The organism is Shouchella patagoniensis (assembly GCF_002019705.1).
Classification (GTDB): domain Bacteria; phylum Bacillota; class Bacilli; order Bacillales; family Bacillaceae_D; genus Shouchella; species Shouchella patagoniensis.
Window position 1 is genome coordinate 1097721 of sequence record NZ_KV917377.1, and the last position, 13483, is coordinate 1111203.

A 13483-nucleotide genomic window follows, 5' to 3' on the forward strand; every position below is an offset into this window, starting at 1 on the left:
GCTTCTAGTTATTGGGCATTATTTTGAGAATAAAAAAAACCTGTCAGCCAGGTTTTTTTTAGACATTAACGGGCAAAACATAAAAAAACACAAGAAAGAAATGAAAAATAGATCCCGCTATAACAAACAAATGCCACACTGCATGATGGTAACGAAAGCCTCTCCACATATAGAAGATTGTTCCAACCGTATAAAAAAGTCCTCCAATGACAAGAAACCAGATTCCTGTGGTTGATAGAGACTCATAAATTGGTTTAATCGCAAAAATGGCTAACCAACCCATCGCTAAGTATAAAACTGTTGAAAAGAACAAGAATTTCTTAACAAAAAAAACTTTAAACAAAATCCCAGCAAAGGCTATTCCCCATACGATTCCAAATAACGTCCAACCTAAACCGCCTCCAACTAGGATAAGTAAAATAGGCGTATACGTTCCTGCAATAAATACATAAATAGCAGCATGGTCAAAGATTTCAAACAAATCTTTGACTTTTCCTGCAGGGAAACTATGGACTAGCGTTGAGGAAATATAAAGAAGGAGCATACTTGCTCCGTATATTGTGAAACTGACAACATGCCAGGCAGTACCATAAATACTCGAATAAACAATTAGCAATGTGAGAGCTGCAATACTAAGAACAGCACCGATACCATGAGTAATCGCATTGGCTATTTCTTCACGTTTTGAAAACACATGAGTCTCCGCCAAAAAAACATCCCCTTTACAAACGCTTTACTCCATTATAGCATAGGTAATTAAAAAAATGCATTTGCAGACAAGGAGTACAAATTGATGAGAGACGTAACACTTTTACAAATTTATGATCATCGCATAGCACAAAAATACATCCAGCGCTCTGGAATGGCACATGCCATTCGCTGTGCCTATCATGCCTACGCTTTAGCGATTAATGAGAAAATTGATGTCGATCTTGCTACAAAAGGAGCTTTTTTACATGATATTGGCCATTACACTTGGTATAAAAATGGAAAATGGGATTTTTCTCTCTATAAAGCGTACGACATTCATGCCATTAAAGGTGCAGAGAGAGCCCATAAATTACTCATTCGTCTTGGGGAACACCCAAGAAAGGCAAAGGAAATAGCACTTGCTATTCTCCTTCATACAGATTCTTATTTGCCTAATGGCAAACTACAACTTACGCCTCTCCAGTCACTTGTTGCTCGAGCAGACGAAATGGATGAAGAACCACTAGGGGACCATCATTATCGTACAGTTAGCGACAAGCAGGCACGTCAACTTTTACATGAACTCGATAGTAAAATTACTGCAGTTCTCAACAAGAATTTAAATTAGAACATTAACGCGCAAGTAACATTTTCACTTGCTCTTCATTCATCGGGCCATTAATACGACTGATGATTTTTCCTTTTTGGTCAAGAATTAGTGTGGTTGGTACACCAAAGATCTGATATTTCTTTTGAATTAATCCGGCTTCATCAAGTAACGGATCAAAAGAAGCACCGTAATGGTTTAAAAATGGTTGCAACTGACTCCTATCCGTTTCCGAACTTGTTAAATTAACAGCGATAAACTGATTTTCTTTTGCTGTCATCTCCTCTTCCAGCTTAACAATTAATGGCATCTCTTCCTGACATGGATAGCACCATGTTGAAAAGAAATGAATAACTGTCACAGCCGCACCTCCAGCTTTATAGGTTTTTTCTTTTCCTGACAAAGTAGGCAAAGTAAAAGCTGGAGCAATTTCATCTACCTGGACGCCTTCCGTTTTTGCATTTACAATTACCTCAACGTGACGAAAAATCTCTTCAGTCCGTAAATGGAACCAACCTGTAACGATGATTGCACTAATAAGTCCTATGTTAAGTAAACTTTTTTTTGCAATACAAATCATATAAAATCCTCCTTCTTCGAAGGTTATAGGAGTGTGTTACCTATGTCCCTCTTACAAACCTTACAAGTATTTGCTTGTTTTGCATTCTTACTATTTGTATTCTTTTTCCAAGATATACCTTACTCCATGTTTTGGTTTGCTATCCTCTTTATTTTAAATGTCTGTTTACTCGTTTTACGCAAGAGAAATCAAACAAAGAGTCGTCGTTTTTAACTATATGTGCTTGGCCTATTTTCTTATGCCAGCTTCTTCAGATATTCCTTTTAGTAAATCCTAGATAGTTGCTTTTGCCCCTTCTGTGCATTACGATAATTAAGAGTAGTAATGACAGGAGTTGAACAAAATGCAAACCGTATTTTCAGGAATTCAGCCTAGCGGTACATTAACATTAGGAAATTATTTAGGTGCAATGAAGCATTTTGCGGGTATGCAAGATGAATATAGTTGTTATTTTTGCATTGTTGACCAACATGCAATAACAGTACCTCAGGAACGTTTGAAATTAAGAGAGAACATTCGGAGTTTGGCAGCCTTATATATTGCTTCCGGAATTGATGCTGAAAAGTCTACTCTTTTTATTCAATCAGAAGTACCTGCTCATGCCCAATTAGGTTGGTTAATGCAATGCGTTTCATACATAGGCGAGCTTGAAAGAATGACTCAATTTAAAGATAAATCAAGTGGAAAAGAAGGAGTTTCGGCATCACTACTTACTTACCCACCACTGATGGCTGCAGATATTTTGCTTTACCAAACAGATATTGTTCCTGTGGGGGAAGATCAAAAACAACATTTAGAACTAACAAGGAACTTAGCTGAGCGCTTCAATCAAAAATACAATGACATTTTCACGGTGCCAGAAGTTCGAATTCCTAAAGTAGGAGCTCGCATCATGTCGTTAAATGATCCACACAAAAAAATGAGTAAGTCTAATCCTCAACCTAAAAGCTTTATTTCTATGTTAGATGACCCAAAAACGATTGAAAAAAAAGTAAAAAGCGCTGTTACAGATTCAGACGGAATCATTCGTTTTGATCGTGATGAGAAACCTGCCGTTTCGAACTTATTGTCAATCTTCTCCCTTTGTACGGATCGTTCCATCTCCGATATAGAGGCAGAATATGAAGGAATAGGGTATGGTCCCTTTAAAGCTGATTTAGCTCAAGCAGTGATCAACACATTATCGCCTATTCAAGCACGTTATAATGAATTAATTCATTCTGATGAACTCGATCAAATTCTAGATAAAGGTGCGGACAAAGCAAACAAAGAAGCGCAAAAAATATTAGTTAAAGCTGAACGAGCAATGGGGCTTGGACGAAAGAAGCGTTAAAACTAAACAGAAAGAAGAGCAGACGATATCGTCTGCTCTTCTTTCTGTTACTCAACTAGTTATTAATTATTTAATAGGCTATGCTGTTTATTACGTTCCGTTTTACATTTCTTGCATTCATTCATTAATACCAGCTGTTATCTATAAAGCGAACATCTTTAATAGATCTATTACTTCTGTAAAAGCATCTCTAAATTAGCCGAATTTTCTAGTTTTCAAAACAATTCAAAGTAACTATTTCTATTTATAACGGTCAAGAAAAAAGGCTTCCATTAGGAACCCTTTGCCTCAATTAATATCCGTTTGTCTTCTTCCAAATCTTACCGACAAAAAAAGATACACCTAGTGTTCCTACAAGAAGAATCACAGTAAATATTTGCATAACCAAATAAGCTAAACCATCCATCGTTTCAGCACCCATAACCATTCCCCCCTCCTTTTACGCTTATTATAAAAGAAAGCGCATACGATGTAAACCTAATAGAAATCCATAAAAAAAGCACCTAACGTTCGTTAAGTGCTTACTCCCTCATTTTACACGTTCAGGATGCTCAAGTTCCCACAGTTTCTCGAAAAAACTATTGCCTTTTACCATTGCTTCACATAATCTATAATGGTTTTCACTCCAACCAGTTCTTGCGCCAACTAACAAATGATTCCAAACTTCGTCACGGTCTTTTGTTTTTAATTTTTGATAAGACAACGGGTTCCATTCCGTACACCAGTACTTTAATTCCGCATCTGACGCACTCGTGTTTAATTGATCTAACACCATAAAAAGCAATTGTTTTAATTGTCTTTCTCTTCGCGTTAGTCCTTTTAATTCAAACGGACTCAATGAAAGCAAGTGATATTCTTTTTCTGTTACATCCTCAATTAATTCAAAACTCTCCAGTTCTTGGTCCGCAAGCGCTTCATAAACAAGTTGCTCTTGACGTGGCGTTAGTCTACTTTTTCGGACTGGTGTTTTATAACCCATCGTATCAACAGCTATAATTCGTTCTCCATCAGTTATAATAAAACAGTAATCTAACTGAATTCGCGACATATTCTTCCGTAAATAACTTTTTTGGTGCACTGCATTCAGTAAATTCTGGGGCAAATCAAGTAATTGGTTCTCAACAAAATCCATTAGCTCTGGTGTTCCTTTAACCAATTTAACTTGATCCAACACTTCGACTCGGTCCTCACTTCGCCACTCATGGAATGGGCAAACATTATAGCCATTTTCTTCACCTTCAAACCAGTTCACCCAAACATCACGCATCATAACCATATTGATTCTGCCTCCTTACTAGTTCTCTCTTGAAAACAGTATGGTCACTGGTTCAAATTCTTAAACACATCATAGCGCTTTGCATATTCTAAGAATGTACTTGAAGGTGTAATCATAAGTTCATCCGTTTTTTTATTTAAACCGGTTGCTACTTTCGTGCAAAGTCGATAACCAGCATAATATCCTAACATTCTCGGTATACCTTGATCGACTCTTCCATATAAGATGTCTTTGTATGCAAGTCTTCCTTTTTGCTGCAATCGTTTTTCAATATATTCTAAAAACCATTCCTGTCTCCAAGATTTATCATACAGTTTTGTCCATGGAGCAGTGTACGCTTCTCCGACTTCTTCTTCCACAGCTATTTCTGCCAAACCTTCCATGATCATTGATTCAAGGAGTGTAATGGTTTGCTCTGATTCATTTGTTACTTTCAATCTGCATACATGGTGGTATTCATGTGTGAGCAATGCTTTTAACTCTAACTCATTTACATTAAATGGAACAAAGAGAACAATTCCATCGGATAAGCTAATACCCATCTTACCTCCGACAGCACGTTCCGGTTTCTTCAGACTTTTGTCGGCAAGCAAGATATAGATTGGGATATTTGGTCCACTCCATATTTCTTTCAAGAAATCAAAATGATCACGTGCAATTTCTAAATGACGATATTGAAGCATCTTTTTTAATTCATGTAATTGTCCAGGCTGGAACATGCCCGCATCGCTCAAAAAAGAAGCAAGCTCATTATCCGAAGAGTAGGAAAATAATGACTGTAGTGGTTGAATAAATAATTGGCGATACCGTTCTTCTAACGTCCGTTTATTCGAGTGTGCTAAATATAGTTCAATCCATTTATTTGTTTTTATAACACCCATCGTTTCACACCCTAACATTGTAAAGTTACATTTGACTTTCTCTTATAACAGTATCAAAATAATTGACAAGAGGTGAAGACATGAACCGACCTATAATTGATATGGATCAAATAAAGCAGTTAAAAATACAATTAACCGAATTCATGATGATGTATAAATTCGCTTTAGACGAAATGGAAACAAGAATTACTATATTACAAGAAGAGTTTGAGTTGCTTCAAGATTATAGCCCTATTGAACATGTTAAAACTCGTCTAAAATCACCGGAAAGTATCTTTAATAAAGTCATTAGAAAAAATATGAAAGCAGATTTGCAACAAATTAAAGAAACAATTAATGATATAGCGGGAATACGTATTACATGCGCATTTGTTTCGGATATATATAAGCTCGAGGAGATGCTAAGAAAACAAACAGATATGGAGGTACTCTCTGTAAAAGATTATATAAAAAAACCTAAGGATAATGGCTACCGTAGCTTACATATGATTATCCGTGTCCCCGTTTATACCTCTTCAAAGCAAGGCCATATCTGTGTTGAAGTCCAAATTCGTACGATTGCTATGGACTTTTGGGCGAGTCTTGAGCATAAAATCTTTTATAAATACGAGCGCAACGTTCCCGTGCACTTGCTAGAAGAATTAACAGAAGCTTCTCACTCTGCAGCAGCGTTAGATCATAAAATGGAAAAACTCCATCTAGAAATGATCGAAGTCAAACAACAACATTCATCTGAAAAGAACCTATCCGAAATAAAGCTTGATCAACTACGTTTAAACAATGAAACATTTAAGATTCCGCAAAAACTAATAGAGCAGTTGCAACAACTACCAGATAAATAAGTTCCTTCTTTTAACGTATGTTGGAAAGTATCCGTTCTTGATTATCCTTTTCACGCATGCTACTCTTCAGTTACGAATGTAATGCTTTTAGCTGCAAAGGAGAACCTTTTATGACTACGGATGAACTGACAAAAAGTTTAGAGGCTTTTACGCCTTTTAGCCGAACAGAGTGGGCCAAGCTAAGCAAAGGGCTAAGCTCTGCTTTATCAGAACAAGAGCGAAAAGGACTTGAAGGCATTTATGAAACCATTTCTGAATCAGAGGTACAGGATATCTATTTGCCTTTATCCGAACTGCTGTACAAACGCATGAAGCATAATATGCACTTGCACGATGACATGAATCAATTTCTACAAAAAGAAAGGAAACGAGTTCCATTTATTATCGGCATTGCCGGCAGTGTCTCAGTTGGAAAAAGCACTACTGCTAGGCTTATTCAGGCTCTTGCATCGCGATGGCCAGGAAAGCCTAAAGTCTCTTTGGTAACAACCGACGGATTCCTTTATCCAAATGAAGTGTTAGAAGAACGTGGCTTAATGAAACGTAAAGGGTTTCCAGAAAGTTATGATATACGCAGCTTAATTTCATTTCTAACAGATTTAAAATCTGGTGTTGATCACGTACACGCTCCAGTCTATTCACACTTAACATACAATGTTGATAAGAATGATATGCAAGCACTTGATGCACCAGACGTTGTCATTGTTGAAGGCATTAATGTGTTGCAAGTCAACAAAAAAGGCAAGAGAACGCCACACCTTTTCGTATCGGATTTCTTTGATTTTAGTATTTATGTAGATGCTAACGAAGAGAACATTCTTACTTGGTATATAGAGCGCTTTCACCTATTACGAAATACGGCTTTCCAAAAACCTGAGTCTTACTTTCATCGTTACCGTAGTTTATCCGATAACGAAGCAACAGAGATGGCGGTTTCAATATGGAGATCGATTAACGGTGTTAATTTAGAAAAAAACATTAAACCAACTCGGTTAAGGGCTGAGTTAATCTTAACAAAAGGTCCGGACCATCAAGTAGAGCAAATACAATTACGAAAATAAAAAGAAGAGCCGCATTCGTCATGCGGCTCTTCTCTTATATACAATTAACCTTTAAATAATTGAACAAACATCTTTCCGTACGGTCCACCATCAACAACACCAATACCCACTTCTGTATAGTTACTGCTTAGAATATTTTCACGGTGACCTTGTGAATTCATCAATGCAGTGTGCGCATCTTCAACCGTTTGGTTACCAGCTAAGTTTTCACCAGCAGTATTATAAGTAACCCCGAATTGATCCATCATTTCAAATGGCGAACCAAATGTAGGAGAATTATGGTCAAAATAGTTGTTGTCAATCATGTCTTGCGCTTTAACACGCGCTACTTCCGTCAACTCTGGATCAATAGTAAGAGGCTCAAGTCCTGCTTTTTGACGCTCTTGATTCACAAGCTGAACCATTTGATCTTCCTCTGCAGATACATCTGTAGCTGATTCACTATCACCTTGATCTTCTTCGCTATCAACTTCTTCTAATTGAGGTGTTTCTTCAGATGTTTCTGGATCTTCCTCTACAACTTCTTCCTCTGAAGTTTGAGTTTCCTCTTGTTCAGGAACTTCTTCTGAATCTGGGATCCAGTCTCCATAGTCAAAATCATCAAAATTAACTTCCGACCAATCGATTTGACCATTACCATCTTTATTCTTATTGATGAAGTCATTTATTGGTAAACACTCACCTGATACTGTATATACATATGGACCTTTAACTTCGATCTGTTGATCGGTTTCAGCCTCCGCTTGATTCGTAAAGCTGAACCCTGCTACAACTGCTGCAGCTAATGTAGTAAATGCGAATTTCTTCATAAAGATAAATCCTCCTATAATTTGCACGTACTGTGCGATTCCCCTGTTACGAGAGGTACAAGCACATCCTAGCATAGGCTCATAGATTGATTCGATGGAAAAAGATTCTTGGAGTTCCATCTTGCAATATGCTGTAATATTCTTTTTCACTGCATAGGTTCGTCTTTTACCCCACCTTTACTAGACAAACGGTACTGGAAATCCCAGTCTAATTGTTACACAATTGTAAAATTGGCTTTTTTCGTTATGCAATTGTAATAAGAGGCCCTGCCTGTACTCCGTATCTACGTTCTTCTCACTTTTTTTGTTAGTTGGAAAACATTCACACCTTCATAGAGCACAAACTTCTGTTAATGTATTAACGTGTGTTTCAAAACACATATATTATCTCGGTGATAGGAGTGAATCGAATGTTAAAAAAGACAGTACTGGCTTTTATTAGCCTCATTGGATTGAGTCTGATTCCCTTTAGCCAATCTGATGCAAAATCATTAACACACCCCGTCCAAGCAGGAGAATCTCTCTATTCATTAAGTGAGCGTTATGGCGTATCAAAAACATCCATTCAACGCATCAATGAACTTGATACAAAGATGATTGAAGCTGGTGATACTCTAACGATCCCTGCATCCATTTCGGCAGAAGAAAGAGAACTGCTTGCAAGCCTTGTTTATGCCGAAGCAAAAGGCGAGCCTTATGCAGGAAAAGTTGCAGTTGCAAAAGTCGTATTAAACAGAGTTGACCATCCAGATTATCCAAACTCTGTTCATGATGTTATTACTCAAGTAACAGAAACGGGTCACTATGCATTTTCTCCTGTGTTGGATGGTGCGATTCATAACGAACCAGACTATGAATCGCGAAAGGCTGTTAATGAAGCGATTACCTTAAGAGGACAAGGACAGCAATCTCTTTATTTCTATAATCCTGCAACGGCGACAAGCAATTGGGTCTCAACTCGTGAACAAACCATTGTTATTGGCAATCATATCTTTGCTAGGTAATGGTAAAAGCACATCAGCAAAAACTGCTGGTGTGCTTTTTTGATTCATCTTGCATAGTTTAGGGTATAGATATAACAACGGAGGTGGTACACTTGTCCAAACAATTACGTATCGACCGAGGAATTGAAGCATCAATCCATGCCCGTGTAAATCCAACAGAAGTGGCTCCAGTTAATCGTGTAACTCCCTCTCTTCCTATTCTCGCTACTAATCGCCACTCATCTGAAAACGAAATATACGCCTACAACTATGCTCATAAACGCAAAGAAAAGCCATTCACTTCTATAAACACTAACTCAAGAGATACGCTTAATGCTGGAGAATGGTACCAAATGCTCTCAATTCATAGTAAAACAACATCCTTTTACAACCAAATTCGAAAGGAACGACCAGACCTAGATCAAAAACTTTCTAAAAACGTTTCATCACATTCCATTCACTCTGAAGATATTAAAGAACTAAGCACACGTTTACACACTTTTTCTACTAAAAATAGATTACCATTCATACAAGAAATACAAGGACTAGCTGTTGATGTTTACGGATAAAACGAGGAGCTTAAGCTTAAGCTCCTCGTTTTTTGGTATACTAATAAATGTAACTATAAAAAGGAGGCAGCACATAAATGAAAGTAATTGTTAGCCATTCCAATATTGATTTTGATGGTCTTGCCTCCCTTGTCGCAGCAAAGCGATTAGAGCCTGAAGCGGTTGCTGCTATTGGTCCAACAAAATCTAACATTGTTAAAGCATACTTAGATCTTTATATCGACTGTTTCCCTCTCGTTTCCTATCATGAAATTGATTGGAAACAAGTGTCCTCCATCCTTTTTGTGGATTGCGCTTCACTTGAAAGGGCTGGTTTGAACGAGTTCCCTATAAACGATGCCATTAAAATTAACTCTATCGATCATCATTTGCTTTCATCTAAACAAAGTGGTACGAACATCACTTCATTACTTGAGCAATGTAGAAAACAAAAAGTAGAAATTAGTCCAGTGGAAGCAACTTTATTTGGCCTTGGTTTGTATAGCGATACCGCTTGCTTGACCCATTCCAATACAAGGATTAGTGATTTTAACGCAGCTTCGTATCTACTAGATCAAGGAATGAATCTTGATGTTGTTTCTACGTACTTACAACAATCAGAAATAGGTACACATCCGCTTTTTCAATTATTGCTGGATCATATAGAAATCAATGAACAGGAAGGTATTACACTTGCAATCACAACTGGTACCTATCCTGATTACGTTGGAGATGTATCAGGAGTTGTTGAGGAACTACTACGATTATTCCAGCCAGATGCTATTTTCGCATGTATTCAATTAAAGAAACACACCTACATCATTGCCCGATCTCAAACAGAGGAAGTGAACGTCAAAAGAATTACCGAAATGTTTGGAGGTAGTGGACATGCTAGAGCTGCAGCTGCAGTTGTGAAAAACCAACCACTCGATACGGTAAAAAACAAATTAATCTCACTTATGTATGCATTAACCCTCCCAGCGCAAACCGTTCAAACAATGATGAGTTGGCCGGTGCAAACATTATTGGAATCGGAATGTGTAAATGATGGCTGGCAAAAGTTGGTCACATTTGGACATAGCGGGTTCCCTATCTTTTCATCAAATGGTGAGATGCTAGGCATTGTGAGCAAATCAGACTTAAAAAAAGCAAGACAGCTCGGACTTGGTGAAAAAAGCATAAAGAATATCATGACTCAAAACGTCATTACAATTCATGCAAATGATTCACTTAAACAAGCACAAAAGGTCTTTAAACAACACCATATTGGCAGGTTGCCAGTAGTAAATAATGACGATCAAATAGTCGGTATTTTAACACGCTCAGATATAATTAACGGCATTTACACTCTTCCAGATAAGGTCAATACTACCCAATTAACAAAGTATTTCGGTCCAAAAACAGATCAGCTTTTAAAACGTATTGGTTCTATTGCTGACGAACAAGAAGTTTCTGTTTTTTTAGTTGGTGGTGTAGTAAGGGATTTCCTTTTGGACAAGCCTCATACTGACATTGACCTCGTAGTCGAAGGTGATGCAGTGGCATTTGCACATTATCTAGCAACCGTACTTGGTGGAACAGTTAAAACCTATGAAGATTTTGGAACGGCTATATGGACTGGAGAATTAGAGATTGATATTGTTACATGCAGAAGAGAATTTTATTCATCGGCTGGCGCTTTACCACAAGTAAAACCAGCATCTATCACAGAGGACCTAGCAAGACGAGATTTCACTATAAATGCTTTAGCAATGTATATAAATGCAACACGTTACGGAGAGCTTGTTGATGTTTTTCAAGGAAAAACTGATTTGCAAAATAGAAAGATTCGCATTTTGCATCCTTTGAGCTTCAAAGAAGATCCCACCCGTCTTTTTAGAGCCGTCCGCTTCGCACTCCGTCTTGACTTTTCATTAGATGATCACACAACCAAAGCAGCTCAAGATACAGGTGAGGCTATTCATTTTATTAGTGCCCAACGGCTGCTAAATGAATTGACTTATCTTGAAAATGAACATAACCTCTTAAAAGCTTTTAAGCTTCTTAATAAACTGCATACTTGGCAGTCCTTTTTCGGAAATTCTTTATCTACTAACGCCTTTGATCATATGAAACGATTATCAGAACAAGGGTTGGAAAATGGGATTTTCTATCTTTTAGCAGCAGCTCACGATCAAGAAGCATTCAATCGCATACGTCCATATATGCTCACAAAAAAAGACCGCAATCTATTAGACGATCTAACTAACCCAATTTGGGAAACCTTGCCAAAATCAGTTGGACACATTCATCGCCATTTATTTTCTTTTTCGAGCGAGTCCATTCTTTTTCAAGCTTGCGTAAATCCAAATATGGAAAAAACGTTGCAGTTATATGTGAATAAAAGAACCAAACTGAAGCCTCTTGTTACCGGGTATGATTTAATAACAGCCGGATTGAAACCAAGCCCAATCTTTTCAAACTGGCTACTGGAGCTTGAGTGTCTACAACTTGACGAGAAAATTAAAACAAAAGAAGATGGAATTAAATGGGTTAAACAAGAAAAAAACGGATCTTAAGATCCGTTTTTTTAACTGAGTGGTAAGAAACCCATTCTTTCCGCCTCTTGTTTAAGTTCTTCTCTGAATTGTGGGTGTGCAATTGCAATAAGCGCTGTTGTTCGTTCAGAAACTGTTTTGCCTCTTAATTTAGCAACTCCATACTCTGTCACCACATAATCCACATCGTTCTTTGAGGTTGTGACAACAGCCCCTTCAGAAAGTCTCGGTACAATTTTAGAAATCGTTCCATCTTTTGCACTAGCATGAAGGCAAATGATTCCCCTACCTCGACTAGCTTTTCTCGCCCCAATTCCAAAATCTGATTGCCCACCTGTTGAAGAATAATATTTTCCGGAAATAACTTCTGCATTACATTGGCCAAGCAAATCCACTTCAAGTGCAGCATTAATCGTTATTAATTGTTCAATTTTTGAAAGTTGATAACTATCATTTGTTCTTTCAACAGGTAAAAGATGAACCTTCTCATTTTGATTCATAAAGGAATAGAGCTTTTTACTCCCATATGCAAAAGTAGCCGTCATGCATCCAGGTGAAAATGGATTATGCTCATTCGTCACAGCGCCACTTTCGATTAAATCAACAATTTTATCTGGGATCATTTCTGTATGAATGGTCAAATGACGATGGTTATGTAAATCGTCCATAATCGCATTTGGTATAGCTCCAAAGCCAATTTGAATAACAGAACCATCTTCTATTAAATCAGCACAGAAAGAGCCAATCTTTTTATCAGAAGCTCTGCTTGGCATTGGTGGAGCAGTCGGCAAAGCACAATCACTCTCAAAAAAACTCATTACTTGTGTGAGATGGATATGGTTTTCCCCATATGTATATGGCATTTGATTGTTTACTTCTAAAAGGACAGTTGCTCCAGAGGAAATTAGACTCATAACATAATCGGCATTTGTTCCTAATGAAAAATAGCCTTGCTCATCCATAGGTGAGCTTTGAGCCATCACCACTGGACTACGTACAATTTCTTTCAACAATGCAGGAACGTCAGAAAAATGATTGGGTAATAAATCAAGCTTCCCTTCTCGAAAAGCTTTTCTCTCTTCACTTCCTAAAAACATAGAAATAATTCTAAGCCTGTCTTGTTCAATTGTAATAACAGGCCAAAGAGACAGCATCTGGTATAAACGGTTGCCCTCGAGTCCTGTATATGTGGGCAGTGCTTCAATAAGCGTTCTTGGTTCACCAACAGCAATGGGAACAACAATATCACTCTCTTTTTTAATATGCCGAAGCACGTCTATTGCCGTAGCTGCTTTTTTCTGATTGTATTCTGTCTCTAATGTCGTCAATTTCTTCT

Annotated in this window: 14 protein-coding genes; 7 read left to right on the forward strand and 7 right to left on the reverse strand. The window is 37.6% G+C overall.

From position 1 onward, the window contains the following. Positions 1–58: 58 nt before the first annotated feature. Positions 59–709 carry a PAQR family membrane homeostasis protein TrhA gene (gene trhA, locus BK584_RS05985; RefSeq protein WP_078391746.1) on the reverse strand — a complete coding sequence of 217 codons (651 nt, stop codon included), beginning with the start codon at positions 707–709 and terminating at the stop codon, positions 59–61. A gap of 84 nt (positions 710–793) precedes the next feature. Here trhA and BK584_RS05990 point away from each other — a divergent pair, with 84 nt between their 5' ends. Next, positions 794–1318: an HD domain-containing protein gene (locus BK584_RS05990; RefSeq protein WP_078391747.1), complete on the forward strand. Its 525-nt coding sequence runs from the start codon at positions 794–796 to the stop codon at positions 1316–1318. Between the two features lie 4 nt (positions 1319–1322). On the opposite strand, the gene BK584_RS05995 is transcribed toward BK584_RS05990, so the two are convergent. Beyond that, on the reverse strand, positions 1323–1877 hold the full coding sequence (locus BK584_RS05995; protein ID WP_078391748.1) for a TlpA family protein disulfide reductase: 555 nt from the start codon (positions 1875–1877) through the stop codon (positions 1323–1325). Between the two features lie 343 nt (positions 1878–2220). Here BK584_RS05995 and trpS point away from each other — a divergent pair, with 343 nt between their 5' ends. Continuing rightward, complete coding sequence (gene trpS, locus BK584_RS06000; protein WP_078391749.1) at positions 2221–3210, forward strand: tryptophan--tRNA ligase; 990 nt, start codon at positions 2221–2223, stop codon at positions 3208–3210. 292 nt (positions 3211–3502) lie between these two features. Here the strand turns inward: trpS and BK584_RS25320 are convergent, their stop codons facing one another. The 3 genes from BK584_RS25320 to BK584_RS06010 form a co-directional block, all read right to left on the reverse strand. Further along, positions 3503–3631, reverse strand: coding sequence for a hypothetical protein (locus BK584_RS25320; protein WP_281255737.1), 129 nt, complete (start codon positions 3629–3631; stop codon positions 3503–3505). Between the two features lie 108 nt (positions 3632–3739). After that, positions 3740–4486: a YjbA family protein gene (locus BK584_RS06005; RefSeq protein ID WP_078391750.1), complete on the reverse strand. Its 747-nt coding sequence runs from the start codon at positions 4484–4486 to the stop codon at positions 3740–3742. Between the two features lie 44 nt (positions 4487–4530). Then, a complete protein-coding gene (locus BK584_RS06010) occupies positions 4531–5367 on the reverse strand; it encodes a DUF2268 domain-containing putative Zn-dependent protease (protein ID WP_169871087.1) in 837 nt (278 codons plus the stop codon). A gap of 80 nt (positions 5368–5447) precedes the next feature. Between BK584_RS06010 and BK584_RS06015 the strand changes: the two genes are divergently transcribed. Next, positions 5448–6209: a GTP pyrophosphokinase gene (locus tag BK584_RS06015; RefSeq protein ID WP_078391752.1), complete on the forward strand. Its 762-nt coding sequence runs from the start codon at positions 5448–5450 to the stop codon at positions 6207–6209. Positions 6210–6319: 110 nt separating this feature from the next. Further along, a complete protein-coding gene (gene coaA, locus BK584_RS06020) occupies positions 6320–7270 on the forward strand; it encodes a type I pantothenate kinase (RefSeq protein ID WP_078391753.1) in 951 nt (316 codons plus the stop codon). Between the two features lie 44 nt (positions 7271–7314). Here the strand turns inward: coaA and BK584_RS06025 are convergent, their stop codons facing one another. Next, positions 7315–8079, reverse strand: coding sequence for a CAP domain-containing protein (locus BK584_RS06025; protein ID WP_078391754.1), 765 nt, complete (start codon positions 8077–8079; stop codon positions 7315–7317). 410 nt (positions 8080–8489) lie between these two features. Here BK584_RS06025 and BK584_RS06030 point away from each other — a divergent pair, with 410 nt between their 5' ends. From BK584_RS06030 to BK584_RS06040, 3 genes are all read left to right on the forward strand, one after another. Next, the gene (locus BK584_RS06030; protein ID WP_078391755.1) at positions 8490–9083 is read left to right on the forward strand and encodes a cell wall hydrolase; all 594 of its coding nucleotides are present in this window, start codon (positions 8490–8492) and stop codon (positions 9081–9083) included. Positions 9084–9175: 92 nt separating this feature from the next. After that, positions 9176–9631: a hypothetical protein gene (locus tag BK584_RS06035; RefSeq protein WP_078391756.1), complete on the forward strand. Its 456-nt coding sequence runs from the start codon at positions 9176–9178 to the stop codon at positions 9629–9631. Positions 9632–9708: 77 nt separating this feature from the next. Further along, positions 9709–12168, forward strand: a complete 2460-nt coding sequence (locus tag BK584_RS06040; protein WP_078391757.1) for a CBS domain-containing protein — start codon at positions 9709–9711, stop codon at positions 12166–12168. A gap of 11 nt (positions 12169–12179) precedes the next feature. Here BK584_RS06040 and BK584_RS06045 read toward each other — a convergent pair whose 3' ends face one another. Beyond that, positions 12180–13475, reverse strand: a complete 1296-nt coding sequence (locus BK584_RS06045; protein ID WP_078391758.1) for an acetyl-CoA hydrolase/transferase family protein — start codon at positions 13473–13475, stop codon at positions 12180–12182. Between the last annotated feature and the right edge of the window lie 8 nt (positions 13476–13483).

Excerpts from the sequence above, each read along its gene's own strand:
- BK584_RS05990 (WP_078391747.1), top strand. The coding sequence starts at position 794 with ATGAGAGACGTAACACTTTTACAAATTTATGATCATCGCATAGCACAA.
- BK584_RS05995 (WP_078391748.1), bottom strand. The coding sequence starts at position 1,877 with ATGATTTGTATTGCAAAAAAAAGTTTACTTAACATAGGACTTATTAGT.
- trpS (WP_078391749.1), top strand. The coding sequence starts at position 2,221 with ATGCAAACCGTATTTTCAGGAATTCAGCCTAGCGGTACATTAACATTA.
- BK584_RS25320 (WP_281255737.1), bottom strand. The coding sequence starts at position 3,631 with ATGGGTGCTGAAACGATGGATGGTTTAGCTTATTTGGTTATGCAAATA.
- BK584_RS06005 (WP_078391750.1), bottom strand. The coding sequence starts at position 4,486 with ATGGTTATGATGCGTGATGTTTGGGTGAACTGGTTTGAAGGTGAAGAA.
- BK584_RS06010 (WP_169871087.1), bottom strand. The coding sequence starts at position 5,367 with ATGGGTGTTATAAAAACAAATAAATGGATTGAACTATATTTAGCACAC.
- BK584_RS06015 (WP_078391752.1), top strand. The coding sequence starts at position 5,448 with ATGAACCGACCTATAATTGATATGGATCAAATAAAGCAGTTAAAAATA.
- coaA (WP_078391753.1), top strand. The coding sequence starts at position 6,320 with ATGACTACGGATGAACTGACAAAAAGTTTAGAGGCTTTTACGCCTTTT.
- BK584_RS06025 (WP_078391754.1), bottom strand. The coding sequence starts at position 8,079 with ATGAAGAAATTCGCATTTACTACATTAGCTGCAGCAGTTGTAGCAGGG.
- BK584_RS06030 (WP_078391755.1), top strand. The coding sequence starts at position 8,490 with ATGTTAAAAAAGACAGTACTGGCTTTTATTAGCCTCATTGGATTGAGT.
- BK584_RS06040 (WP_078391757.1), top strand. The coding sequence starts at position 9,709 with ATGAAAGTAATTGTTAGCCATTCCAATATTGATTTTGATGGTCTTGCC.